This is a genomic window from Glutamicibacter creatinolyticus (assembly GCF_006094275.1).
Taxonomy (GTDB): domain Bacteria; phylum Actinomycetota; class Actinomycetes; order Actinomycetales; family Micrococcaceae; genus Glutamicibacter; species Glutamicibacter creatinolyticus.
Genome location: NZ_CP034412.1, coordinates 1,038,749 through 1,062,619, shown reverse-complemented (window position 1 = coordinate 1,062,619; position 23,871 = coordinate 1,038,749). Strand labels below are relative to the sequence as shown.

Here is a 23,871-nt window from a genome sequence, read left to right as displayed (position 1 = left end):
AGGTGAGGCTCCAACCATCACTGGTTAGAGCCTCAAACCCTTCATCAAATTAAGTCCGGCGGTGTCCTACTCTCCCACACCCTCACGAGTGCAGTACCATCGGCGCAGTGGGCCTTAGCTTCCGGGGTTCGGTATGGGACCGGGCGTTTCCCCCACGCTATGACCGCCGTAACATAGTGTGTTGATAAGTCATCGGCCTATTAGTACAGGTCAGCTACACAAGTCTTTAGTCCTTGCTTCCACATCCTGCCTATCAACCCAGTGGTCTAGCTGGGGGCCTCTCACACAAAAAGTGCATGGAAATCTCATCTCGAAGCAGGCTTCCCGCTTAGATGCTTTCAGCGGTTATCCCTTCCAAACGTAGCTAATCAGCGATGCACTTGGCAGTACAACTGACACACCAGAGGTTCGTCCGTCCCGGTCCTCTCGTACTAAGGACAGCCCTTCTCAAATTTCCAACGCGCGCAGCGGATAGGGACCGAACTGTCTCACGACGTTCTAAACCCAGCTCGCGTACCGCTTTAATGGGCGAACAGCCCAACCCTTGGGACCTACTCCAGCCCCAGGATGCGACGAGCCGACATCGAGGTGCCAAACCATGCCGTCGATATGGACTCTTGGGCAAGATCAGCCTGTTATCCCCGAGGTACCTTTTATCCGTTGAGCGACGGCCCTTCCACACGGTGCCGCCGGATCACTAGTCCCGACTTTCGTCCCTGCTCGAGCTGTCACTCTCACAGTCAAGCTCCCTTGTGCACTTACACTCAACACCTGATTGCCAACCAGGCTGAGGGAACCTTTGGGCGCCTCCGTTACTCTTTAGGAGGCAACCGCCCCAGTTAAACTACCCATCAGGCACTGTCCCTGAACCAGATCATGGTCCGAAGTTAGGTGACCGGTACAGCCAGAGTGGTATTTCAACGATGACTCCACCCGAACTAGCGTCCAGGCTTCACAGTCTCCCACCTATCCTACACAAGCTGCACCGAACACCAATACCAAACTATAGTAAAGGTCTCGGGGTCTTTCCGTCCTGCTGCGCGTAACGAGCATCTTTACTCGTACTGCAATTTCGCCGAGTTCATGGTTGAGACAGCGGGGAAGTCGTTACTCCATTCGTGCAGGTCGGAACTTACCCGACAAGGAATTTCGCTACCTTAGGATGGTTATAGTTACCACCGCCGTTTACTGGGGCTTAAATTCTCCGCTTCGACCCCAAAGGGGTCTAACAGGTCCTCTTAACCTTCCAGCACCGGGCAGGAGTCAGTCCGTATACATCGTCTTGCGACTTCGCACGGACCTGTGTTTTTAGTAAACAGTCGCTTCCCCCTGGTCTCTGCGGCCCACACCCGCTCAGGAAAGCAAGTTTCCCTCACGAGGCAGGCCCCCCTTCTTCCGAAGTTACGGGGGCATTTTGCCGAGTTCCTTAACCATGATTCTCTCGATCGCCTCGGTATTCTCTACCAGATCACCTGTGTCGGTTTAGGGTACGGGCGGACTGGGACCTCACGCCGATGCTTTTCTAGGCAGCATAGGATCACCGAATCACCCACCAAAGTGGGCGCCTATCAGGTCTCAGGCACACGTTCCGCGGATTTGCCAACGAAACACCCTACACCCTTGGACCAGGTCAATTCCATTGCCTGGCTCGGCTACCTTCCTGCGTCACACCTGTTAACACGCTGACCTCACACCCTCGGTTCCCAGCCACCAACCACAACCACCCCCCAAAGGAGGCAGCACGTCATGGCGGCAGGTGGTTAGCATCAGATGCTCAGTATGGGCGGTCCTTCGCCGGTACGGGAATATCAACCCGTTGTCCATCGACTACGCCTGTCGGCCTCGCCTTAGGTCCCGACTAACCCAGGGCAGATTAACTTGACCCTGGAACCCTTGATCATTCGGCGGACGGGTTTCTCACCCGTCATTCGCTACTCATGCCTGCATTCTCACTCGCGTAGCCTCCACCGCTGGTTTCCACCGCGACTTCACCGGCCACACGACGCTCCCCTACCCATCCAAACCACTGGACCACAAAAGCCAATGACATGTTTGAATGACGCAACTTCGGCGGTGTGCTTGAGCCCCGCTACATTATCGGCGCGGAATCACTTGACCAGTGAGCTATTACGCACTCTTTCAAGGGTGGCTGCTTCTAAGCCAACCTCCTGGTTGTCACAGCAACTCCACATCCTTTTCCACTTAGCACACGCTTAGGGGCCTTAGTTGGCGTTCTGGGCTGTTTCCCTCTCGACTATGAAGCTTATCCCCCACAGTCTCACTGCTGCGCTCTAACTTACCGGCATTCGGAGTTTGGCTAAGGTCAGTAACCTTGTAGGGCCCATCGCCTATCCAGTAGCTCTACCTCCAGTAAGAAACACGCAACGCTGCACCTAAATGCATTTCGGGGAGAACCAGCTATCACGAAGTTTGATTGGCCTTTCACCCCTACCCACAGCTCATCCCCTCCATTTTCAACTGAAGTGGGTTCGGTCCTCCACACGCTCTTACACGCGCTTCAACCTGGCCATGGGTAGATCACTTCGCTTCGGGTCTAGACCGTGCCACTCAAACGCCCTATTCAGACTCGCTTTCGCTACGACTACCCCACACGGGTTAACCTCGCGACACAGCACTAACTCGCAGGCTCATTCTTCAAAAGGCACGCCATCACAGAACACAAAGCCCTGCTCTAACGGTTTGTAAGCACACGGTTTCAGGTACTATTTCACTCCCCTCCCGGGGTACTTTTCACCATTCCCTCACGGTACTGATTCACTATCGGTCATCAGGTAGTATTCAGGCTTACCAGGTGGTCCTGGCAGATTCACACGGGATTCCTCGAGCCCCGTGCTACTCGGGCACCCACACTAGGACGGCAGCACGCATGATAACTACGGGACTATCACCCTCTCTGGTCCGGCATTCCAACCGATTCACCTATACGCCTGCACCTCATCCCGCCAGCCGAATAGAACTGGCACATATGGACCCCACAACCCCGAAGATGCAACGCCTATCCGCTATCACACACCTACCGGTTTAGCCCCATCCGCGTTCGCTCGCCACTACTAACGGAATCACTATTGTTTTCTTTTCCTGCGGGTACTGAGATGTTTCACTTCCCCGCGTTCCCCCCACATGGCCTATACATTCAGCCACGGGTCACACCACATAACATGGTGCCGGGTTTCCCCATTCGGAAATCCTGGCCTCAACGTCCGGTTATCGACTCCACCAGGCTTATCGCAGATTCCCACGTCCTTCATCGGCTCCTGATGCCAAGGCATCCACCGTGCGCCCTTAAAAACTTTCAACACAAACAACTCAAATACATGAGCAACAAAACAATCAACAAAATCACAAAACAACAAACACCCACACACACAAAATGCGGCAGGCACCTGTCATTTCAAGATGCTCGCGTTCACTATACAGTTCCCAAACAACAACCCCACACCCCCACACCACACACCCACACACCAGCCGCCAGAGTTCATTGATATTCCACCCATGAGCAACCCGCCCACCAACACTCGTGGCGGCAACGGGCAACCAATAATGGTTAGCTCCTTAGAAAGGAGGTGATCCAGCCGCACCTTCCGGTACGGCTACCTTGTTACGACTTAGTCCCAATCGCCAGTCCCACCTTCGACGACTCCCCCCACACAAGGTGGTTAGGCCATCGGCTTCGGGTGTTACCAACTTTCGTGACTTGACGGGCGGTGTGTACAAGGCCCGGGAACGTATTCACCGCAGCGTTGCTGATCTGCGATTACTAGCGACTCCGACTTCATGGGGTCGAGTTGCAGACCCCAATCCGAACTGAGACCGGCTTTTAGGGATTAGCTCCACCTCACAGTATCGCAACCCATTGTACCGGCCATTGTAGCATGCGTGAAGCCCAAGACATAAGGGGCATGATGATTTGACGTCATCCCCACCTTCCTCCGAGTTGACCCCGGCAGTCTCCCATGAGTCCCCGGCATAACCCGCTGGCAACATGGAACGAGGGTTGCGCTCGTTGCGGGACTTAACCCAACATCTCACGACACGAGCTGACGACAACCATGCACCACCTGTGAACCAGCCCCAAAAGGGGAAAGACCATCTCTGGCCCGGTCTGGAACATGTCAAGCCTTGGTAAGGTTCTTCGCGTTGCATCGAATTAATCCGCATGCTCCGCCGCTTGTGCGGGCCCCCGTCAATTCCTTTGAGTTTTAGCCTTGCGGCCGTACTCCCCAGGCGGGGCACTTAATGCGTTAGCTACGGCGCGGAAAACGTGGAATGTCCCCCACACCTAGTGCCCAACGTTTACGGCATGGACTACCAGGGTATCTAATCCTGTTCGCTCCCCATGCTTTCGCTCCTCAGCGTCAGTAAATGCCCAGAGACCTGCCTTCGCCATCGGTGTTCCTCCTGATATCTGCGCATTTCACCGCTACACCAGGAATTCCAGTCTCCCCTACATCACTCTAGTCTGCCCGTACCCACCGCAGATCCGAGGTTGAGCCTCGGACTTTCACGGCAGACGCGACAAACCGCCTACGAGCTCTTTACGCCCAATAATTCCGGATAACGCTTGCGCCCTACGTATTACCGCGGCTGCTGGCACGTAGTTAGCCGGCGCTTCTTCTGCAAGTACCGTCACCCCCAAAAGGGGCTTCTTCCCTACTGAAAGAGGTTTACAACCCGAAGGCCGTCATCCCTCACGCGGCGTCGCTGCATCAGGCTTTCGCCCATTGTGCAATATTCCCCACTGCTGCCTCCCGTAGGAGTCTGGGCCGTGTCTCAGTCCCAGTGTGGCCGGTCACCCTCTCAGGCCGGCTACCCGTCGTCGCCTTGGTGAGCCATTACCTCACCAACAAGCTGATAGGCCGCGAGTCCATCCCCAACCGATAAATCTTTCCACCCCCTGCCATGCAGCAGGAAGTCATATCCGGTATTAGACCCAGTTTCCCGGGCTTATCCCGAAGTCAGGGGCAGGTTACTCACGTGTTACTCACCCGTTCGCCACTAATCCACCAGTGCAAGCACCAGCATCATCGTTCGACTTGCATGTGTTAAGCACGCCGCCAGCGTTCATCCTGAGCCAGGATCAAACTCTCCATAAAAAACAAGAAAAGCACACCACCAACCACCACACGGACCACACGGTGGCCAAGTGATGCAATCCCGGCGAATAAAAAACACTCAACCACCACACACGGGGGTGCGGGCAATCAAGCAAATAAATGTTTCGTATTCACCAAACAAAAATAATTTGGTATCAACAAACTTGGCACACTATTGAGTTCTCAAACAACAACAGCTCCAGGGTAAACATCCCGTTTCCGGTGTGTGTTTCCCGCTGGCAACAGATAAAAACTATACGCAGGTTCCACCACACACGCAAATCGAGGGCTTGTGCAACAAAAACCCCGGAATGCCGGGGAAAATCAGGCGCTCTGGGGGCGTAGACGCAGAAAACCGCCGAGAAAGTGCTGTGCTTCACAGACTTTCTCGACGGTTTCCCTGAAATGCTCCTGCGGGGCGGGTGGTTAGCCCTCCAGCTCCAGGACTGCCATGTTCTTCTTGCCTCGGCGGATGATCGCGTAGCGCTGGTGCAGGAAGTCATCAACGCTAAGTTCCGAGTCGATCCCCTGGACCTTGTGGTTGTTCACGTAGGCGCCGCCTTCCCCAACGGTGCGGCGGGCCTCGGACTGGCTCTTGCTCAGCCCGCTGGTCTGCAGCACGTTGAGGATGCCCAGCTCATCGGCCTTGATCTTGGCCGAGGGCAGCTCGGCGATGACCGCCTGCAGCGTCGGCAGATCGATCTCGCCCAATTCGCCGTTGCCGAAGACCGCGGCCGAGGCGGCGATGACCTTCTCGGTCGCGTCCTCGCCGTGGACCAGGCTGGTGACCAGCCAGGCCAGGGTGCGCTGTGCCTTGCGCTGGTGCGGGCGCTCGGCCACCTCGGTCGCCATTTCCTCAATCTCGGCACGCGTGAGGAAGGTGAAGACCTTCAGCCGGTCGATCACATCGGCGTCCGCGGTGTTCAGCCAGAACTGGTAGAAGGTGTACGGGCTGCACATTTCCGGATCCAACCAGATGGCATTGCCCTCGGACTTGCCGAACTTCGTGCCGTCGGAGTTGGTGATCAGCGGGGTGCCGAAGGCGTGGACGTGCTTGCCCTCGACCTTGCGGATCAGCTCGGTGCCACTGGTCAGGTTGCCCCACTGGTCCGAGCCGCCGGTCTGCAGGGTGCAGCCGTACTGGCGGTGCAGCTCCAGGAAGTCGAAGCCCTGCAGGACCTGGTAGCTGAACTCGGTGTAGCTGATGCCCTCATCGGAGTTCAGGCGGGCGGCGACGATTTCCTTCTTGATCATGGTGCCCACCCGGAAGTACTTGCCGATGTCGCGCAGGAAGTCCAGGGCGCTGACGTTCTGCGTCCAGTCCAGGTTGTTGACCAGTCGCACCGCGTTCTCCCCCTCAAAGGAGAGGTAGCGCGAGACCTGGGACTGCAGGCTGGCAACCCATTCGGCCACGGTCTCCCGGGTGTTCAGTACGCGTTCGGCGCTCTGGCGGGGATCGCCGATCAACCCGGTGGAACCGCCCACCAGCGCCAGCGGCTTGTGGCCGGCCAACTGCAGGCGGCGCATGTTCAGCAGCTGCACCAGGTGGCCCAGGTGCAGGGACGCCGCGGTCGGGTCGAAGCCGCAATAGTATGTGACCGTCTCGTTGGCAAGCGCTTCTTCCAGCGCGGCGTCATCGGTGGAGACGTGGACCAGCCCGCGCCACTTCAGTTCCTGCCAGATGTTATCGAACGACGGATCAATACGTTGTCCCGCGAGGGCGGGATTCTGCTTCATTTCAGACACAACCCCAACGTTAGCAAAATCCGGGCGTGGTGCTCAGTTGATCCGCCCAGATTGCGCCGGAACCCGGACGTGGGATGCGCAACGTGCTCCCGCTGCGCATCCCCATGCCGAAGCGCGGGTCAGTTCACGGCCGCGGCGGCGGCGGTGTCCAGCCCGGCGGGCAACTCCTGGCTGTAGAGCACGTGCAGGCGCTGGGTGGTGCGGGTCATGGCCACATACAGGTCCCCCACCCCGCCGTCGACCTCGCTGATCAGCGCGGCCGGTTCCACGATCAGCACCCCGTCGAACTCCAGGCCCTTGGATTCACGGGCGGAAATCACCACGATGTTCTGCACCATGCCCCCGGAACCGGAGCCGACCCGCTGGCCGTACACCTCGGCCAGCGCCGCACGGTACTGGGCGACCTTCTCCTGCGGGACGATGACCGCCTGCAGCCCGCCCTGGGAGTACTCCAGCTCCCCTGGCAGGATGCGCAGCAGCTGCGGCAGCAGGTTTTCGGCATCGGTGTGGGTGAACAGCGGTGGCCAGTCCCCCTCGCGCACCGCCTGCGGGGTGGTGATGCGCAGCCCGGCAGCCTGGGCGACGGCGGTGGCCGCGTCCGCGATCTGCGCCGGGGTGCGGTAGTTCACCGTCAGCTCCTCCAGCCGGAAGCGCTGCCCCAAGAACGGCTCCAGCGCCTCCCCCCAGCTCAGCGCCCCGGAGGCCGCCGAGGTCTGGGCGATGTCCCCCACGATCGTGAAGGACTTCATCGGGCAGCGGCGCATCAGCAGGCGCCACTGCATCGGGGAGAGCTCCTGGGCCTCGTCGACCACGATGTGCCCGTACGCCCAGGTGCGGTCCGCGACCGCGCGTTCGGCGGCGGTCATCCGCGCCCCGGTCTCCTGGTTCAGCCCGGCAACCTGTTCGGCGGTGACAATCCCGTCGATCCCCGCGTTCTTGAGCATCACGTCCATGTTCGCCAAGGCGGCCTTCGCGTTCTCCACGTCCCGGTCGAACTGGGCGGCGTCGGGGGTGTCGCGCGGGTCGGTGAACTCCCCGAGCAGTTCCGCGGCCTCATCCAGCAGCGGCACGTCGGCCTCGGTGAACGGCGAACCGGCCGGACGGTAGAGCGCGGCGCGCTCGGCGGCGTCCAGGTGCGGGGCGGCGGCCTCCAGCAGGTAGGGCTTGGCGAACAACTCGGAGAGCAGGCGCTGCGGGGTCATCGGCATCCAGCACAGGTTCAGCGCCACGCGCACGTCGTGCGAGTCGCGCACCTCCTGCGGCAGGTAGCTGCGGTCCGCCGCGCTGATCTGCCCGGCCGACTCCTCCAGCACCCGCTTCATCTGTTCGGCCAGCTCCTCGACGAGGACCTTCACAAAGGTCTCGCGGGCCTGGTTGTGCGGCCGGCGCGAATGCCGGGCCCGGTCCCGGGCGTTGCGCACCATCTTGCGGGTCAGGGTCAGCCGGGTGCCCTCGACCACCACGGTGCGGTCCTCGGGCAGCAGCCGCTGGCGGTTGCGCACCGCCTGGGCGATCACCCTGGCCATCGACAGCTCGCCCTTGACCCGGGCGGTGGTGCGGTTCAGCTCCGGCACCGTGGGCACCCCGGCGTACAGTTCCCCGACGCTGGCCATCACCACGCCGGTCTCCCCCAGGGAGGGCAGCACGCGTTCGATGTAGCGCATGAAGGAGGTGGAGGGGCCCACGATCAGCACCCCGGCGTTCTTCAGCCGCTCCCGGTACTCGTAGAGCAGGTAGGCGGCGCGGTGCAGCGCCACAGCGGTCTTGCCGGTGCCCGGCCCGCCCTGCACCACGATCGCCCCGGCCAGCTCGGAGCGGATGATCGCGTCCTGCTCGGCCTGGATGGTGCCCACGATGTCACCCATCCGCCCGGTGCGCTTCTCGCGCAGCGCCGCCATCAGCGCCCCCTCGCCGCGGTGCGAATGCCCCTCGTCCAGCCAGGACGGGTCCAGCACGTCATCCTCCACCCCGGCCACGGTGCGGCCCTTGAGGATCAGGTGGCGGCGGCGGCGCACCCCCAGCGGCTGCAGCGCGGTGGCCTGGTAGAACGGGGCGGCCTCCGCGGCCCGCCAGTCCACCATCAGCCGGTTCAGGTCCTCGTCGGTGATGCCGATGCGTCCGATGTAGCGCGGGCTGCCGGCCGATTCGGGGTCCGCGGCGATCCGCCCGTCCATGTCCAGCCGGCCAAAGACCAGCCGGTCCTCCACGGCCTCCAGCTGGGCGATCCGGTCCTCGTAGAGGGTGGCGAAGGAGTCGCGTTCGGACTGGTTCTGGAAGCTGCCCACCGCCCCGGTGGCCCGGGTGCGCTCCAGCTGTTCGATCTTCTCCGCCCGCAGCTCATCGAGCCGCGCATACAGCCGTGCCACGTACTGCGATTCGTCGATCAGATCCTTGTCGATCGTCCCGGCCACTGGTGCTCCCCTCACACTGCAAAATCAAGACAGACCATTCTACGCCGCCGCACCCCGGCAACGGGCAATGATGTGACGCAACCGGCGACACGTTCACCGGCGGCGGATTCGGGCGCGCGGATCAGACCAGCTGCAGGCTGTGCACGTTGTATCCGCTCAGCTGCTGGCGGCCCTTCAGCTCATCCAGTTCCAGCACCACGCCGATCCCGGCCACCGTCGCACCGGTGCGTTCGATCAGCCGGGCCGCGGAGCCCACGGTGCCGCCGGTGGCCAGCACGTCGTCCAGGATCAGCACGCGGGTGCCGGGGCGGACTTCGTCGCGGTGGATCTCCAGGGACCCCGACCCGTACTCCAGGGTGTAGTCGTCGCGGTAGGTGGGCCGGGGCAGCTTGCCGGCCTTGCGGATGGTGAGCATGCCGGTGCCGGTGGCGTAGGCGGCGGCCGCGGCCAGCACGAACCCGCGGGCCTCCAGCCCGGCAACGATGTCGAACTGCCCGGCGAAGCGGGAGGTCAACTCGTCGACGATCCGGCGCAGCCCATGCGGGTCGGCGAACACCGGGGTCAGGTCCTTGAAGGACACCCCCGGTTGCGGGTAATCGGGCACTATCGCGCAGAGGCGGTCCAACAGGTCACTGATGCTTTCGTTATTCGTCACCCGTCAATTTTAGGCCGTCCCGGCAGCTCCCGCGGCACCCCGCCCAGCCGGGGCGGGTACCGGTGCAGCACAACGCCCCGCGTTTCCGGCCCCTGCAGGGCGGAAAACACGGGGCGGGAGGTGGTTCAGCGGGGCCGTGAATCAGCCGGTCTCAGCGAGGCAGCAGCTGCCCCGAGGGCCAGGGCAGCAGCGTCGGGAAGTCCGAGAGCTCGGCGTCGGAGGAGGCCTGCACCACGCCCTGCGGCGGTCGTCCGGCCAGCCAGGCGGCCAGGTCGAAGTCGGTTCCGGTCAGCACGTAGGAGTGCGCCCCCTCCCCCAGCACGATCGGCTCCTTGCCGTGGGGCTGCAACACGATCCGGTCGGTCTCGGCCACGCGCGGCTGCAGCGCACGGATCAGGTGCTCACTGAAGCTGCGCGGCCAACTGGCGGCCGGACGCTTGAATTCGTCCAGGTCGGTTGCGTGGATCAGCATTTCCCGCCAGGTGGCGTGCATCATGTCGGCCACGGTCGCCCCGGGGCGGTACCCGACGTTTTCCTCCCACTTCTGCACGGTGCCGGGCAGCACGGCGCGCAGCTCGTCGAGCGAATCCAGGGCCAGCGGGCGCAGCGAGTCCGGGCGCATCAGCGCGGCCATGTTGATCGCCTCCACGCGCCCGGCCATGCCCCCGTCGTACATCTCCGGCGGGTTGGCGCTGCCGGCGTTGGCGAACTGGCGGATCGCGGCGCGGGCGAAGGAATGCAGGTGCGCGACCAGCTGGGACACCGTCCAGTCCGGCAGCGAACTGGGCTTGGCGAAATCCTCGTCGGGAAGTGCGCGCAACTGGGCCTGGAGCTCATCCAATGCCCGGGTGACCTCAGTGATCAGTTCCTCGGGCGACAAATGCTGTGTCATGCTCCACACTGTATCGGCTGCACCGGGAAAACCACCAGCACCACCTGCGATGCCCACAAACACCACAGCCCGCCGGCACCCGTGGAGGGGGCGGCGGGCTGCGGTCAAAGCGCGGCGGGAGGCGGCAGGTGCGCGATCAGCTCCCGGCCCAGGTGCGCACGTCCTGCAACTGGCGTTCGAACTCCTCCAGCTGGGCCTGCACGGCGCTCGGAGCGGTCCCGCCCTGTCCGTTGCGCGCGTTCAGCGAACCCGCAGTGGACAGCACCTCACGCACCGCCGGAGTCAGGTGCTCGGAGATCGAGGCGTAGTCCTCATCGCTCAGGTCCCACAGCTCCACGCCGCGCGACTCGGCCAGCTTCACCGCCGCCCCGGACAGTTCGTGGGCGTCGCGGAACGGCACGCCCTGGCGCACCAGCCATTCGGCGATGTCGGTGGCCAGCGCGAACCCCTGCGGGGCCAGCTCGGCCATCCGCTCGGTGTTGAAGCTCAAGGTGGCGATCATCCCGGCCACCGCCGGCAGCAGCAGCTCCAGGGTGTCGGCGGCGTCGAACACCGGCTCCTTGTCCTCCTGCAGGTCACGGTTGTACGCCAGCGGCAGGGCCTTCAGGGTGGCCAGCAGCCCGGTCAGGTCCCCGATCAGGCGCCCGGCCTTGCCGCGGGCCAGCTCGGCGATGTCCGGGTTCTTCTTCTGCGGCATGATCGAGGAGCCGGTGGAGAACGCATCGTGCAGGGTCACGAACGAGAACTCCTTGGTGGCCCACAGGATCACTTCCTCGCTGATGCGCGAAAGATCCACGCCGATCATGGCCGTAATCCAGGCGAACTCGGCGAAGACGTCACGTGCCGCGGTTCCGTCGATCGAGTTGTGCACGGCCGAATCAAAGCCGAGTTCGGCGGCGACGAAGTTCGGATCCAACCCCAGGGTCTGGCCGGCCAGGGCACCGGATCCATACGGTGAGACCGCGGCGCGCTTGTCCCAGTCCACAAACCGCTGCACGTCGCGCAGCATCGGCCAGGCGTAGGCAAGCAGCAGATGCGAGAGCAGGATCGGCTGGGCGTGCTGCAGGTGGGTGCGCCCCGGCATGGGCGCGTAGGGGTGGGCCTTGGCTTGGGCGACGAGCGCGTCCATCGTCTCGATCAGGCCCTTGGCGATGATGCGCGCATGATCGCGCAGGAACATCCGACCCAGGGTGGCGATCTGGTCGTTGCGGGAACGGCCGGCGCGCAGCTTCCCGCCCAGCCCGGCGCCCGCCCGCTCGAGCAGGCCGCGCTCCAGCGAACCGTGGACGTCTTCATCCGACTCGGCGGCCACGTAGCGCTCGGTCTTGACGTCCTCCTCCAGCTGGTCCAGCGCGGCCAGCATCCCGGAAAGTTCGTCGTCGGTGAGCAGGTTCGAACGATGCAGGACCTTGGCGTGGGCGCGTGAACCGGCGATATCGTAGCTGGCCAGACGCCAGTCGAAGTGCGTGGACTTGCTCAGCGCCGCCATGGCTTCTGCTGGGCCGCCGGAGAAGCGGCCGCCCCATAGCGAACCTTCGTTGGTTGAAGAGCTCATGCCTAGTTCCTTTCAGCAGACACCACGTGGTGGACCGCAAGCTTTATATTCACTGTTGAACACTCTAACAAAGTTTATGCATAGAAGCTCATAAATATTCAATCTGGACTGCTCTATCCCGCAGAGGCAGTGTCGACGAGCGAGCGACACATCCTCGTCCCAAGTCCCAAGGCTCGTTAGACTAAAACCATGACTGATACCCCACGACAGCCGGAACTTTCCAATGAGCAAATAGAATTCCTGAACCAGGTGCTGGACATGGCCCGGCAGGGCAAGGTTCAGATGCTCAGCTCGGTGATTGATCAGGGGATTCCGGTAAACCTGACCGACGGCAAGGGCGACTCCCTGCTGATCCTGGCTGCCTACAATTCACAGCCCGAAGTCGTGAAGGCGTTGATTGAGCGCGGAGCAGAGCTGGACCAGCTCAACGCACGCGGACAAAGCGCGCTTACCTGCGCGGTGTTCAAGCAGGACGAGGAGTCCACCCGCATGCTGCTGGAGGCGGGCGCCGACCCGAAGCTCGGGCCGCAAAATGCGTTGGCCGTGACCGAGATGTTCGATCTTCCCCAGTTCCGCGCCATCATCGAAGAGTACCTATAGGCCGTCCTAGCGCCTCGCTGAGCTTCCCAGAAAGTTCGCCCCCAGCACAGATTGACTGTGGTGGGGGCATACTTTTGCCTGTAGTTACCCGCAAAACCCTTCCACTGCCCATAGCCGCCGCGTAAGGTGATCTTACACATAGAGGAACACGGAGATTCTTGGAGGTACGACCCATGGAAATCCAACTCGTACGCGGGGATATCACGCGAGTCGGGGCTGAGGCTTTGGTGAATGCTGCCAACCCGTCACTGCTCGGCGGCGGTGGTGTTGATGGCGCCATCCACGAGGCCGCCGGCCCTGAGCTCCTGGCGGCGTGCCGTGCAGTGCGCAAGAACCAGTACCCCGATGGCATTCCCTCAGGTATTGCGGTCGCGACCAAGGCCGGAAAACTGGATGCGCGGTGGGTCATTCACACCGCGGCACCCAACCTGAATCTGGGCAAGGCGAACCCGAAGATCCTCTCTGATTGCTTCACCAACTCGCTATACGTGGCTACTCGCCATGATGCTCATTCCGTCGCATTCCCCGCCATTGGTGCTGGGGCCTTCGGCTGGCCCGCACAGCAAGTGGCCGAAATTGCTGCCAAGGCCATCGGCGACTGGGTTGAGACCAACAAGCACGTCACTTCCATTCACCGGATCATTCTGGTCTCCCACACCGATCAAGTGCAGAAGGCCTTTGAAGATGCCTTTGGAATGGAAAGCATCGAAGAGCTGGCTGCCTAGCCTGCAGCTTGTCGTTGGGCAAGGCGACGGCGGTGTACTGCATCGACTGCAGCACACCGCCGTCGTGTTTGCTCCGGGAATCAACCTTGCGAAGCACTGCAGCAAAAGTTAGCTGTCGGCTGCTTTAGGTGGGGTGGCCGCTGGCGGGTCCTGCCCAGGACCCGGCCCGGTCCTCGACCGCCGACGACGACTGCTGTTGCGTTTGGTGGCATCCGGTGGCGGGCCGTCTGGCTTTGGCGGGTTCGTCTGGCCCGGGGCCGGTTTTTGGATGGGGATAACCCACGAACCCCAAAATTCTTTCGGGGACCACCGGCGGGAAACAGCCACCGGGAAACACCGGCCGGAAACACCAGTGGGCCAGCCACCACCGGTGGCTGGCCCACCACACCCCACCCCGGGACCCGCCCTGCGGGCCAAACCCGGATCGAGTGCGGGCAGAACGGTGCTAGTTGGTGTCGGCCAGCTGCAGGAAGCGGCTGGCGACCTCGGCGCCGCCATCGGGCGAACGGGTGATCACCATGATGGTGTCATCACCGGCGATGCAGCCCAGGATCGCGGGGATCTGCGAGTGGTCGATGGCCAGTGCCAGCAGGTTCGCAGCCCCCGGCGGGGTGCGCAGCACGACGATGTTGCCGCTGGCTTCCGCGGTGACCAGCTGCTCCTGGCAGATCTTGGACAGCCGGGCGTCGAGCACCTCCTGGGTGAGCGCGGATTGCGGGGAGCGGTCCCCGCCTTCCTGGCGCACCGCGTAGATCAGCTGCCCGGAGGTGTCCCGGATGCGCACGGCGCCGATTTCCACCAGGTCCCGGGAGAGGGTGGCCTGGGTGACTTCCAGCCCGTCGTCCTTGAGCAGGGCGAGCAGTTCGGCCTGGGACTTGACCGAGTGGTTGCCCAGGAAGGTGCGGATGCGCGCCTGGCGGGCGGTCTTGGTGCTGGGTTGGGCAGCCATGCTACTTCGCTTCCCGCACGCTGGCGGCCAGCCCGGAGGCGTGCAGCAGCCAGGCCATGATGGCCTTTTGGGCGTGGACCCGGTTCTCGGCCTCGTCGAACACCACGGACTGCGGCCCGTCGATGACCTCCGCGGCGATCTCGTAGCCGCGGTAGGCCGGCAGGCAGTGCAGCACGATCGCGTCGTCCTTGGCGTGGGCCATCGCCTCGGTGCTCAGCGCATAGTCGCGGAACAGGCCCAGGCGCGCCTCCTTCTCATCCTCCTGGCCCATGGAGATCCAGGTGTCGGTGGCGACCACGTCGGCGCCGGCCAGGGCGGCCGCGGCGTCGGTGGTGATGGTGACCGAGCCGCCGGTGGCCTCCGCGCGCTGGCGGGCGGCGGCGACGATCGGCTCGGCCGGCAGGTAGCCCTCGGGCCCGGCGATGCGCACGTGCATGCCGGCGTTGACCCCGGCCAGCAGGTAGGAGTTGGCCATGTTGTTCGCCGCGTCGCCCAGGTAGGCCAGGCTCAACCCGGCCAGCTCGCCCTTGTGCTCGCGCACGGTGAGCAGGTCTGCCAGCAGCTGGCAGGGGTGGTAGTCGTCGGACAGGGCGTTGATGACCGGCACCGCGCAGTTCTGCGCCATCTGCTCAAGCCCGGCCTGGGCGTAGGTGCGCCAGACGATGGTGGAGACCATGCGCTCCAGGACCTTGGCCGAGTCGGCGATGGACTCCTTGTGCCCCAGCTGGGATTCGGCGGAGTTGATGATCAGCGGGGAGCCGCCCAGTTCGGCGATGCCGGCGTGGAAGGAGACCCGGGTGCGGGTGGAGGTCTTGTCGAAGAACACCGCCACGGTTTGCGGGCCGGCGTACGGGGTGTAGCCGTAGGGGTCGGCCTTCATCGCCTGCGCCAAATCCAGCACCTCGCGCTGTTCGGCCGGTGAGAGGTCCAGGTCGGTCAGGAAGTGGCGGGTTGTTGCCATGGGCTAGTTCTCCTTGTGGGTCAGCAGTGCCTGGCCGATCAGGGCCGGCAGCTTGGCGATGAAGGTGGACAGCTGGTCGCGGGTGATGACCAGCGGCGGGGCCAGGCGGATGGTGGCCGGCCCGGTGGTGTTGATGATGAACCCGGCGTCCAGGGCGGCGGGCACCAGCGCGGCGGCGATGGGCTTGTCCAGGTCGAACGCCAGCAGCAGCCCGCGCCCGCGCACGGCGCTGATCCCGCCGATGCCCTGCAGCTGTGCGCGCAGCCATTCCCCGGTTTCGGCCACGTGGCCCAGCAGCTCGTCCTTGTCGATCACGTGGATGGTGGCCAGGGCGGCGGCGGTGGCCACCGGGTTGCCGCCGAACGTGGTGCCGTGGTCCCCCGGGCGCAGCAGGTCCGCGGCCTTGTGCCCGAACGCGATCATCGCCCCGATCGGCAGCCCGCCGCCCAGCCCCTTGGCCAGGGTCATCGCATCGGGCAGCACCGGGGCGGAGGCGAAGTACTGGCCGGTGCGGCCCATGCCGGACTGCACCTCGTCGAACACCAGCAGCGCCCCGGCCTGGTGGGTGATGGCCCGGGCGGCGCGCAGGTACTCGTGGTCCAGTTCGCGCACCCCGGCCTCGCCCTGGATCGGCTCGATGAACACGGCCTGCACGGTTTCGTCCACCGCCGCGCGCAGCGCCTCGATGTCCCCGGCCGGCACCCACTGCACGTTGCCCGGCAGCGGTTCGAACGGTTCGCGGTACGCCTGCTTCCAGGTCAGCGACAGCGCGCCGAGGCTGCGGCCGTGGAACGCGTTTTCCAGGGCGATCACCTTGGTGCGCGGCGCCTGGGCGGTGCCGGCGTTGCGCCGGGCCAGTTTCAGGGCCGCCTCGTTCGCCTCGGTGCCGGAGTTGGCGAAGAACACCTTCGAACCGCCCGGGGCGCCGGAGATTTCCAGCAGCTTTTCGGCCAGCGCGACCTGGGCCGGGGAGGTGAAGAAGTTGGAGATGTGCCCCAGGGTGGCCAGCTGGGAGGAGATCACCGAGTTCAGCAGCGGGTGGGCGTGGCCCAGCGTGTTGACCGCGATCCCGCCCAGCAGGTCCAGGTACTGGCGGCCGTCGGCGTCCCAGACGTGGCAGCCGGCGCCGCGCACCAGCACCCGCTGCGGGGTGCCGAACACCCCCAGCAGGGCCGAGGAGTAGCGTTCGGTCAGCGCGGTGGAGGTCAGTGCGCCCAGGGCGGCCAGCGCGTCGGGTTGATGGGGGTGGGAGGTCATTTCTCGTCCTTTCCGGGCACCACCTGGGTTCCGACCCCGGCGGTGGTGAACACTTCAAGCAACATCGAATGGGGTTGGCGCCCGTCGACGATGTGGGCGCGGGAGACCCCGGCGTCCACCGCGGCCAGGCAGGCGCGCATCTTCGGGATCATCCCGGAGACCAGGGACGGCAGCATCCGGCGCAGCTCATCGTTGGTCAGCGAGGAGATCAGCGAGGACTTGTCCGGCCAGGCCGCGTACAGGCCCTCAACGTCGGTGAGGATCACCAGCTTGCTGGCCCCCAGGGCGGCGGCCAGCGCCGCGGCGGCGGTGTCCGCGTTCACGTTCAGCACCGCCCCGGTCGGCTCCCCGTCGGCCCCCACTTCCGGGGCGACGGTGGAGAGCACCGGGATCATCTGCGCGGCCAGCAGGTTGTCGATCTGGTCGGTGCGCACCGCGGTGACCTCACCGACCAGGCCCAGGTCCACCTCGATGCCGTCCACGGTGGTGCCGGCGCGCACCGCCTGCAGGGTGGCCCCGTCCTCCCCGGACAGGCCCACCGCGTAGGGCCCGTGGGAGTTGATCAGCCCGATCAGGTCGCGCTGCACCTGGCCGGTGAGCACCATGCGCACCACGTCCATGGCCTGGGGGGTGGTCACCCGCAGTCCGCCGCGGAATTCGGATTCGATGCCCAGCTTGTCCAGCATCGCGTTGATCTGCGGGCCGCCGCCGTGCACCACCACCGGGTTGATCCCGGCGTGGCGCAGGAACACGATGTCCTCGGCGAACGCGCGGCGCAGGCCATCGTTGACCATGGCGTTGCCGCCGTACTTGATGACCATGGTGGTCCCGGCGAAGCGCTGGATCCAGGGCAGCGCCTCGATCAGCGCCTCGGCCTTGCGCTGGGCCAGGTCCATGCCGGTCGGCTCCGGCATGGGCGGGGACGCCGGCCGGCCGGTGCCCGGCTGCTCGCCGGTTTTGCTGGGGCTGGGTTGCTGGGTGCTTGACATGGGTGGGCGGTTCCTAGCTGGAGTAGGCGGAGTTCTCGTGCACGTAGGCGTGGGTGAGGTCGTTGGTCAGGATCGCGGCCTGCTCGGTGCCGGCGTTCAGGTCGATCTCGATCAGCACCTGGCGCTGCTCAAGGTCCACCAGGTCGCGGTCCTCGCCCACCGACCCGGCCCGGCACACCATGACCCCGTTGATCGACACGTTCAGCTGATCGGGTTCGAAGGCGGCGGCGGTGGTGCCGACCTCGGAGAGCACCCGGCCCCAGTTCGGGTCGCGGCCGAAGATCGCGGTCTTGACCAGGTTTGAGCGGGACACGGCGCGGGAGACCTCCAGCGCGTCGGCCTCGCTGGCGGCGTTGACGGTGCGCACCTCGATGGTGTGCTCGGCGCCCTCCGCGTCGTCGATCAGCGCCCGGGCCAGCTCCTGGCACAGTTCGGTGAGCAGCGCGGTGAATTCGCCGGTGTCCGGGGTTTCGCCCGAGGCGCCGGAGGCCAGCAGGGCGACGGTGTCGTTGGTGGACATGCACCCATCGGAGTCCGCCCGGTCGAAGCTGGCGGCGGTGGCCGCGCGCAGCGCCGCGTCCAGCTGCGCGGCCGGCAGCTGGGCGTCGGTGGTGAGCACCACCAGCATGGTGGCCAGGCCCGGGGCGAGCATGCCCGCGCCCTTGGCGATCCCGCCGATCGTGTACCCGGCGCCGCGGCGCACCGCCTGCTTGGGCACGGTGTCGGTGGTCATGATGCCGGTGGCGGCGGCCAGCCCGGCCTCGGCGGTGGTGTCCAGGGCGTCGACGGCGCGCTGCACGCCGGGCAGCAGCTTGTCCATCGGCAGCTGCATGCCGATCAGCCCGGTGGAGGCCACCAGCACGTCGGCCGCGGAGATCCCCAGCAGCCCGGCCGCGTATTCGGCCGTGCGGTGGGTGTTGGCAAAGCCCTCGGCGCCGGTGCAGGCGTTGGCCCCGCCGGAGTTCAGCACGACCGCGTCGGCCCGCCCGTCGCCGATCACCTGGCGCGAGTAGAGCACCGGGGCGGCGGCCACCCGGTTGGAGGTGAACACCGCGGCCGCGGCGCGGCTCGGGCCGAGGTTGCGCACCACCACCACGTCGTTGGCGCCGGTGGACTTCAGCCCGGCCGGCACCCCGGCGGCGGCAAAGCCCCGGGGGGCGGTGATCCCGGTGGGTCCGGGGTCCTGGTTATCCGGGTTCTGGGTCTGGCTCATTGTGGCACCGTTCCTCTGTGGGTGGTTCGCTGGATCGTGCTGCGGGTTCACGGGGCGATCCCCTGCCCGGTCAGCCCGGTGGTTTCCGCCAGCCCCAGGGCGATGTTCATCGACTGCACGGCGCCGCCGGCGGTGCCCTTGGTCAGGTTGTCGATCGCCGCGCAGACGATCACCCGCCCGGCGTGCTCGTCGAACGCCAGCTGCAGGTGCACCTGGTTGCTGCCGGTCACGTTGCCGGTGGCCGGCCACTGGCCCTCGGGCAGCAGGGTGACGAAGGGTTCGGCGGCGTAGGCGCGCTGCCAGGCGGCGCGCAGCTGGTCCTGGCTGGTGCCGGGCTTGACCCGGGCGGTGGCGGTGGTCAGGATGCCGCGCGGCATCGGGGCCAGGGTGGGGGTGAAGGAGACGCTGACCGGCTCGCCGGCCACCCGGGACAGGCCCTGTTCGATCTCCGGGGTGTGGCGGTGCCCGCCGCCCACGCCGTAGGGGCTCATCGAGCCCATGGTTTCGCTGCCCAGCAGGTGCGGCTTGACGGATTTGCCGGCCCCCGAGACCCCGGAGGCCGAGACGATCACCACGTCCTGCGGTTCGAGCAGCCCGGCCGAGTAGCCCGGGGCCAGGGCCAGCTGGGCGCCGGTGGGATAGCAGCCGGGCACGGCGATGCGCTTGGCGGAGCGCAGCGCCTCGCGGTGTCCGGGCAGCTCGGGCAGCCCGTAGGGCCAGTGTCCGGCATAGCCTTCCCCGTAGAACTTGGCCCAGGCCTCGGCGGAGGCCAGCCGGTGGTCGGCGCCGGCGTCGATCACCAGCGTGTCCTGGGGCAGCTGGGCGGCGATCTCGGCGCTGGCCCCGTGCGGCAGGGCCAGGAACACCACGTCGTGCCCGGCTAGGTTCTCAACGGTGGTCTGGACCAGCACCTTCTCCGCCAGCGCATGCAGGTGCGGGGCGATGGAGCCCAGCCGGCTTCCGGCCTGGGAGTGGGCGGTGACCGCTCCGATAGTGACCTGCGGGTGGTTGGCCAGCAGGCGAAGTACTTCGCCACCGGCATAGCCGCTGGCGCCCGAGACAGCTACTGAAAACGTCATGTGGCAACTCTACCGCTGGATATGCATGAAACCTAATATTTATTCATAGATTGCGCGGGCTGAACTTTGTCGTCATCTCTTCGCGCCCCCGGGCCGCGGCGGTCCTAGACTGGCAGTAGCGGCCCCGCACCCGCTGCCCCGCTCCGGCGCGGACCCGGCGAGCGCGGTGGGCCGAAGTTGAACAATCAGGATTGCACCGAATGACCAAGGGGATGATGCACGCATGAGCAAGCAGCAGAAGATCGTGGCCGCCAAGGCCGGGGGCCCCGAGGTGCTGGAGCTGGTGGAGGAACCGATCCCCTCCCCCGGGCCGGGCCAAGTGCTGGTGAAGGTCGCCGCGGTCGGGGTGAACTTCATCGAAACCTATCAGCGCTCGGGCGTCTACCAGGTCCAGTACCCGTTCGCGCTGGGCTCGGAGATTTCCGGGACCATCGAACAGGTTGGCTCCGAGGTGCGCAACCTAAAGGTCGGGGACCGGGTCGCGACCTCCGAGGCCACCGGCGGGTACGCGCAGTACGCGGTGGTCGATGCCCAGGTGCTGGGCAAGGTGCCCGAGAAGGTGGACCTGCGCCTGGCCGCCGCCCTGCCGCTGCAGGGCTGCACCGCCCACTACCTGATGCATTCGAGCTACATGGTGCGTGAGGGGGATGTGATCCTTTCCTACGCCGGGGCCGGCGGGGTGGGGCTGCTGCTGACCCAGATGCTCAAGCTCAAGGGCGCCACCGTGATCACCACCGCCTCCACCCAGGAGAAGAAGGACCTGGCCAAGGCCGCCGGGGCGGACTACGTGGTCGACTACGACCAGGTGCCGCAGACCGTCAAGGAGGTTACCGAGGGCCAGGGCGTGCACGCGGTGTACGACGGGATCGGCAAGGACACCTTCGAGATGTCCCTGGCGGCGCTGCGCCGGCGCGGCACCCTGGTGCTGTTCGGCGGGGCCAGCGGCCAGGTGCCGCCGCTGGACCTGCAGCGGCTGAACGCCGGCGGGTCGCTCAGCGTCACCCGCCCGAAGCTCGGGGACTTCCTGACCACCCCGCAGGAACGCGGCTGGCGTTTCGGGGACGTGTTCGGCTGGGTCGCCGAGGGCAAGATCGATGTGCGGGTGGGGCAGGAATATCCACTGGCCGAGGCGGCCGAGGCACACCGGGCCCTGGAGGGACGCAAAACCACCGGCAAGGTGCTGCTGATTCCGTAGGCAGGCAGATACCCCGCCGCCGATGGCCGCCGCTTTCCTGCCCGGAAGGCGGCGGCCATCGGGTTTTCACCCCGAACCAACCAACCAACACCGGACAACAGGAAGTGCGACATGCCGATGCCCGAAAACCCGCCGCTGAACCTGCGCCCTTTTGCCGCTGCGGATCTGCCCTTCTTTTCCGCCCTGGCCCGCGACCGGCAGGTCACCCGGTTCGTGGGTGACGGGCAGCCCTGGGAGGAAGCCCGCGTTGCCGAGCGGGCGCGGCGGGCCTTGGCCGGCACCGCCGTCGAGGAGGCCGGGGCCAGCCGCTGGTTCATTGCCCAGAAGCAGAACCACGCCTCGCCGCCGCAGGATGCGGGGCTGCTGGTCGCCACCCGGGGCGGGCACGAGGTGGAAATCGGCTATTGGGTGGCTCCGGCGTTTTGGGGGCAGGGAATCGGCGGGGCAATGGTGCACGCCGCCCAGGAACTGATCCCGCGGGTGTTCGGGGCGCCAGTGCTCACCGCCCGGGTGCACACCACCAATGTTGCATCGGTTCGGGCGCTGACCCGCCGCGGTTTTGTGGCCGGCCCGGCGCAGGAGGGCCTGCTGGTATACCGTTGGCGGGCGTCCTCGCAGCTGGCCGACTGATCACCCGGCCCGTTGCGCCGGCCCTGCGGGCCGCAGCACGGCGCAGCCGGACCCCGGTTATCCCCACGCCGATCAGGGGTGAAAGGAGGAATCCATGTCCTGGGTCACCACGACGATCCCCTACCTGGTGGTGCTTTGCGCCGCGTCGGCCTGCTGGCAGTTTAGCCGGACGAGCAGGCAGCGGCCCCGCTCTCGCCCGGTGGCCACGCTCAGCGCCGTCGTGCTCATCGGCGTCTCCTGCACGCTGCAGCTCGCGGTGGCACCGTTCCTGCTCGGGGAATGGCAACGCAACGGGTTTTCCGCATGGCTGCACCAGCCCTACCGGTTGGTGACCGCGCTGCTGGTCCAGGACGGTTGGCTGAGCGGCGCGATCTGGAACCTGGCGGCGCTGCTCTGGATCGGGCTGCTGGCCGAAGCGGTATGGGGATGGCGCCGCTGGATTCTCATAGCCCTCGTGTCGGGTATCGGCGCCCAGGTGTGGGGGTGGCTGGTGCAGCCGGTGGGCGCGGGCTCTTCGGTGCTCGTGTTCGGGCTGGCCGGTTCCCTGCTGGTGCGCGGCGCGTGCAGCGGCATTCCGGTGGCCCGCGCCTCGGGCTCGCTGGGGCTGCTGTGTGTGATGGGGTTGCTCGTGAGCGGGGATATCCACGGCGGCGCGGCCGCGTTGGGCGCGTTCACGGCGCTGGCCTTCGACGGACAGCGGCGGCGAAGAAGCCTCCCGGAGCGCTGAGGCCGCGAAGCGTTTGCTGCCTGCAGCCCGGGAGCTGAATGTCCCGCGCTCCGGCTAGAGTCAAGCCATGATCGATTTCAACAACTCCTCGGTGTTCAAGCTCAGCCCCAGCAACATGGCCGATCTGGCCCCGGAACTCACGCCGCTGCTGGTGCCGGGTGAGGAACTGCTCGCGACCTTCAAGGGCGTGCGCGATTCGGTGGCCTTCACGAACAAGCGCCTGATCGCGCTTAACGTCCAGGGCATTACCGGCAAGAAGCGGGACTACACCTCACTGCCCTATTCGAAGGTTCAGGCGTTCTCCGTCGAGACGGCCGGGACCCTTGACCTGGATGCCGAGCTGGATTTGTGGTTTAGCGGACTGGGCAAGGTCCGCCTGGAGTTCAAGGGCAAGGTCGACGTGCGGGCCCTGTCCAAGCTGATCGCCTCCTACGTCCTGTAGCGCCCTGTCCCCTGTTCAGCAGCCTGCCGGTGTTCCGCTTCGGTACGGCGGAGGCGAAGCGGCCGTAGGGAACGTCACGGGCGTCGGGAACGTCACGGGCGAAGGTGCAGAAAAGTACTTCGGGATCCACCGCCTAAAGCCTCCTCGGGCCGCTAGCATTGGAAGAATGACAGCCCTTGATGATTCCGGAGCAGATGTCCTGCCCGAGCCAGAACGCGAAGTGTTGACCTGGGACCAGTTTGGCCAGGCCTCACGTGAGCTAGCCCAGACCATCGTGAATACCGGTTTCGTGCCGGACGTGGTGCTGGCGATCGCCCGCGGCGGCCTGCTGCTGGCCGGTTCGATTTCCTACGCGCTGGGCGTGAAGGCGTGCGGCGCGCTGAACGTCGAGTTCTACACCGGGATTGGCACGGTGCTGCCCGAGCCGGTCGTGCTGCCGCCGCTGCTGGACGAGGGACACCTGCGCGACAAGAAGGTGCTGGTGGTGGACGACGTCTCGGACTCGGGGCGCACCCTGGCCAAGGTCGTTGACCTGGTCGGCGAGTGGGGTTCCGAGGTCAAGACCGTGTGCCTCTACACCAAGCCGCGCACCATCAAGGAACCGGATTTCGAGTGGCGCCGCACCGACAAGTGGATCACCTTCCCCTGGTCGGCCCTGCCGCCGGTGACCGCCGGCAAGTAGCCCCATCAGCTTGGGAGCCGGAAGCGTCTGCTGACGTTTCCGGCTCCTG

The 23,871-nt window shown here is 65.4% G+C and carries 18 protein-coding genes and 3 rRNA genes; 7 read left to right on the top strand and 14 right to left on the bottom strand.

Annotation, left to right across the window (positions count from 1 at the left end; all coding sequences use genetic code 11):
• Positions 1-53: 53 nt before the first annotated feature.
• The 8 genes from rrf to argH form a co-directional block, all read right to left on the bottom strand.
• Positions 54-171, bottom strand: a 5S ribosomal RNA gene (gene rrf / locus GcLGCM259_RS04865).
• 8 nt (positions 172-179) lie between these two features.
• A 23S ribosomal RNA gene (locus tag GcLGCM259_RS04860) occupies positions 180-3,317 on the bottom strand.
• Positions 3,318-3,577: 260 nt separating this feature from the next.
• A 16S ribosomal RNA gene (locus GcLGCM259_RS04855) occupies positions 3,578-5,114 on the bottom strand.
• The 16S, 23S and 5S rRNA genes sit together here, the layout of an rRNA operon.
• A 426-nt stretch (positions 5,115-5,540) precedes the next feature.
• The gene (gene tyrS, locus GcLGCM259_RS04850; protein WP_138925927.1) at positions 5,541-6,851 is read right to left on the bottom strand and encodes a tyrosine--tRNA ligase; all 1,311 of its coding nucleotides are present in this window, start codon (positions 6,849-6,851) and stop codon (positions 5,541-5,543) included.
• A gap of 128 nt (positions 6,852-6,979) precedes the next feature.
• Positions 6,980-9,286 (bottom strand): HelD family protein, encoded by a 2,307-nt coding sequence (locus GcLGCM259_RS04845; RefSeq protein ID WP_246049780.1) that lies wholly within the window; start codon positions 9,284-9,286, stop codon positions 6,980-6,982.
• A 106-nt stretch (positions 9,287-9,392) separates the two neighbouring features.
• On the bottom strand, positions 9,393-9,926 hold the full coding sequence (locus tag GcLGCM259_RS04840; protein ID WP_246049779.1) for an adenine phosphoribosyltransferase: 534 nt from the start codon (positions 9,924-9,926) through the stop codon (positions 9,393-9,395).
• A gap of 151 nt (positions 9,927-10,077) precedes the next feature.
• The gene (locus GcLGCM259_RS04835) at positions 10,078-10,818 is read right to left on the bottom strand and encodes a maleylpyruvate isomerase family mycothiol-dependent enzyme (RefSeq protein WP_138925926.1); all 741 of its coding nucleotides are present in this window, start codon (positions 10,816-10,818) and stop codon (positions 10,078-10,080) included.
• Positions 10,819-10,954: 136 nt separating this feature from the next.
• A complete protein-coding gene (argH, locus tag GcLGCM259_RS04830; RefSeq protein WP_138925925.1) occupies positions 10,955-12,373 on the bottom strand; it encodes an argininosuccinate lyase in 1,419 nt (472 codons plus the stop codon).
• A 189-nt stretch (positions 12,374-12,562) separates the two neighbouring features.
• Here argH and GcLGCM259_RS04825 point away from each other — a divergent pair, with 189 nt between their 5' ends.
• Entirely contained in the window at positions 12,563-12,973 is a 411-nt protein-coding gene (locus GcLGCM259_RS04825) for an ankyrin repeat domain-containing protein (protein WP_138925924.1), read from the top strand.
• Between the two features lie 173 nt (positions 12,974-13,146).
• Positions 13,147-13,698, top strand: coding sequence for an O-acetyl-ADP-ribose deacetylase (locus GcLGCM259_RS04820; protein WP_138925923.1), 552 nt, complete (start codon positions 13,147-13,149; stop codon positions 13,696-13,698).
• Positions 13,699-14,143: 445 nt separating this feature from the next.
• On the opposite strand, the gene GcLGCM259_RS04815 is transcribed toward GcLGCM259_RS04820, so the two are convergent.
• From GcLGCM259_RS04815 to argC, 6 genes are all read right to left on the bottom strand, one after another.
• Positions 14,144-14,647: an arginine repressor gene (locus GcLGCM259_RS04815; RefSeq protein WP_054821945.1), complete on the bottom strand. Its 504-nt coding sequence runs from the start codon at positions 14,645-14,647 to the stop codon at positions 14,144-14,146.
• A gap of 1 nt (position 14,648) precedes the next feature.
• Positions 14,649-15,608: an ornithine carbamoyltransferase gene (gene argF / locus GcLGCM259_RS04810; protein ID WP_138174371.1), complete on the bottom strand. Its 960-nt coding sequence runs from the start codon at positions 15,606-15,608 to the stop codon at positions 14,649-14,651.
• Positions 15,609-15,611: 3 nt separating this feature from the next.
• Positions 15,612-16,865 carry an acetylornithine transaminase gene (locus tag GcLGCM259_RS04805; protein WP_138174369.1) on the bottom strand — a complete coding sequence of 418 codons (1,254 nt, stop codon included), beginning with the start codon at positions 16,863-16,865 and terminating at the stop codon, positions 15,612-15,614.
• A complete protein-coding gene (gene argB / locus GcLGCM259_RS04800) occupies positions 16,862-17,779 on the bottom strand; it encodes an acetylglutamate kinase (protein ID WP_138174399.1) in 918 nt (305 codons plus the stop codon). The genes GcLGCM259_RS04805 and argB overlap by 4 nt, the downstream gene beginning before the upstream one ends.
• Before the next feature lie 88 nt (positions 17,780-17,867).
• On the bottom strand, positions 17,868-19,067 hold the full coding sequence (gene argJ, locus GcLGCM259_RS04795; RefSeq protein WP_138925922.1) for a bifunctional glutamate N-acetyltransferase/amino-acid acetyltransferase ArgJ: 1,200 nt from the start codon (positions 19,065-19,067) through the stop codon (positions 17,868-17,870).
• A gap of 47 nt (positions 19,068-19,114) precedes the next feature.
• Positions 19,115-20,146 carry an N-acetyl-gamma-glutamyl-phosphate reductase gene (gene argC, locus GcLGCM259_RS04790; RefSeq protein WP_138174365.1) on the bottom strand — a complete coding sequence of 344 codons (1,032 nt, stop codon included), beginning with the start codon at positions 20,144-20,146 and terminating at the stop codon, positions 19,115-19,117.
• Positions 20,147-20,369: 223 nt separating this feature from the next.
• Here argC and GcLGCM259_RS04785 point away from each other — a divergent pair, with 223 nt between their 5' ends.
• The 5 genes from GcLGCM259_RS04785 (at position 20,370) to GcLGCM259_RS04765 (ending at position 23,822) form a co-directional block, all read left to right on the top strand.
• Positions 20,370-21,341: a quinone oxidoreductase family protein gene (locus tag GcLGCM259_RS04785; RefSeq protein WP_138174363.1), complete on the top strand. Its 972-nt coding sequence runs from the start codon at positions 20,370-20,372 to the stop codon at positions 21,339-21,341.
• A 111-nt stretch (positions 21,342-21,452) separates the two neighbouring features.
• The gene (locus GcLGCM259_RS04780) at positions 21,453-21,971 is read left to right on the top strand and encodes a GNAT family N-acetyltransferase (RefSeq protein WP_138174361.1); all 519 of its coding nucleotides are present in this window, start codon (positions 21,453-21,455) and stop codon (positions 21,969-21,971) included.
• Between the two features lie 94 nt (positions 21,972-22,065).
• Positions 22,066-22,698, top strand: coding sequence for a rhomboid family intramembrane serine protease (locus GcLGCM259_RS04775; protein WP_138174359.1), 633 nt, complete (start codon positions 22,066-22,068; stop codon positions 22,696-22,698).
• 67 nt (positions 22,699-22,765) lie between these two features.
• On the top strand, positions 22,766-23,140 hold the full coding sequence (locus tag GcLGCM259_RS04770; protein ID WP_054821355.1) for a PH domain-containing protein: 375 nt from the start codon (positions 22,766-22,768) through the stop codon (positions 23,138-23,140).
• 166 nt (positions 23,141-23,306) lie between these two features.
• Complete coding sequence (locus tag GcLGCM259_RS04765; RefSeq protein WP_138174357.1) at positions 23,307-23,822, top strand: phosphoribosyltransferase; 516 nt, start codon at positions 23,307-23,309, stop codon at positions 23,820-23,822.
• Positions 23,823-23,871: the final 49 nt, after the last annotated feature.

Coding starts and splice junctions, on each gene's coding strand:
- tyrS (WP_138925927.1), bottom strand. CDS start 6,851: ATGAAGCAGAATCCCGCCCTCGCGGGACAACGTATTGATCCGTCGTTC.
- GcLGCM259_RS04835 (WP_138925926.1), bottom strand. CDS start 10,818: ATGACACAGCATTTGTCGCCCGAGGAACTGATCACTGAGGTCACCCGG.
- argH (WP_138925925.1), bottom strand. CDS start 12,373: ATGAGCTCTTCAACCAACGAAGGTTCGCTATGGGGCGGCCGCTTCTCC.
- GcLGCM259_RS04825 (WP_138925924.1), top strand. CDS start 12,563: ATGACTGATACCCCACGACAGCCGGAACTTTCCAATGAGCAAATAGAA.
- GcLGCM259_RS04820 (WP_138925923.1), top strand. CDS start 13,147: ATGGAAATCCAACTCGTACGCGGGGATATCACGCGAGTCGGGGCTGAG.
- GcLGCM259_RS04815 (WP_054821945.1), bottom strand. CDS start 14,647: ATGGCTGCCCAACCCAGCACCAAGACCGCCCGCCAGGCGCGCATCCGC.
- argF (WP_138174371.1), bottom strand. CDS start 15,608: ATGGCAACAACCCGCCACTTCCTGACCGACCTGGACCTCTCACCGGCC.
- GcLGCM259_RS04805 (WP_138174369.1), bottom strand. CDS start 16,865: ATGACCTCCCACCCCCATCAACCCGACGCGCTGGCCGCCCTGGGCGCA.
- argB (WP_138174399.1), bottom strand. CDS start 17,779: ATGCCGGAGCCGACCGGCATGGACCTGGCCCAGCGCAAGGCCGAGGCG.
- argJ (WP_138925922.1), bottom strand. CDS start 19,067: ATGAGCCAGACCCAGAACCCGGATAACCAGGACCCCGGACCCACCGGG.
- argC (WP_138174365.1), bottom strand. CDS start 20,146: ATGACGTTTTCAGTAGCTGTCTCGGGCGCCAGCGGCTATGCCGGTGGC.
- GcLGCM259_RS04785 (WP_138174363.1), top strand. CDS start 20,370: ATGAGCAAGCAGCAGAAGATCGTGGCCGCCAAGGCCGGGGGCCCCGAG.
- GcLGCM259_RS04780 (WP_138174361.1), top strand. CDS start 21,453: ATGCCGATGCCCGAAAACCCGCCGCTGAACCTGCGCCCTTTTGCCGCT.
- GcLGCM259_RS04775 (WP_138174359.1), top strand. CDS start 22,066: ATGTCCTGGGTCACCACGACGATCCCCTACCTGGTGGTGCTTTGCGCC.
- GcLGCM259_RS04770 (WP_054821355.1), top strand. CDS start 22,766: ATGATCGATTTCAACAACTCCTCGGTGTTCAAGCTCAGCCCCAGCAAC.
- GcLGCM259_RS04765 (WP_138174357.1), top strand. CDS start 23,307: ATGACAGCCCTTGATGATTCCGGAGCAGATGTCCTGCCCGAGCCAGAA.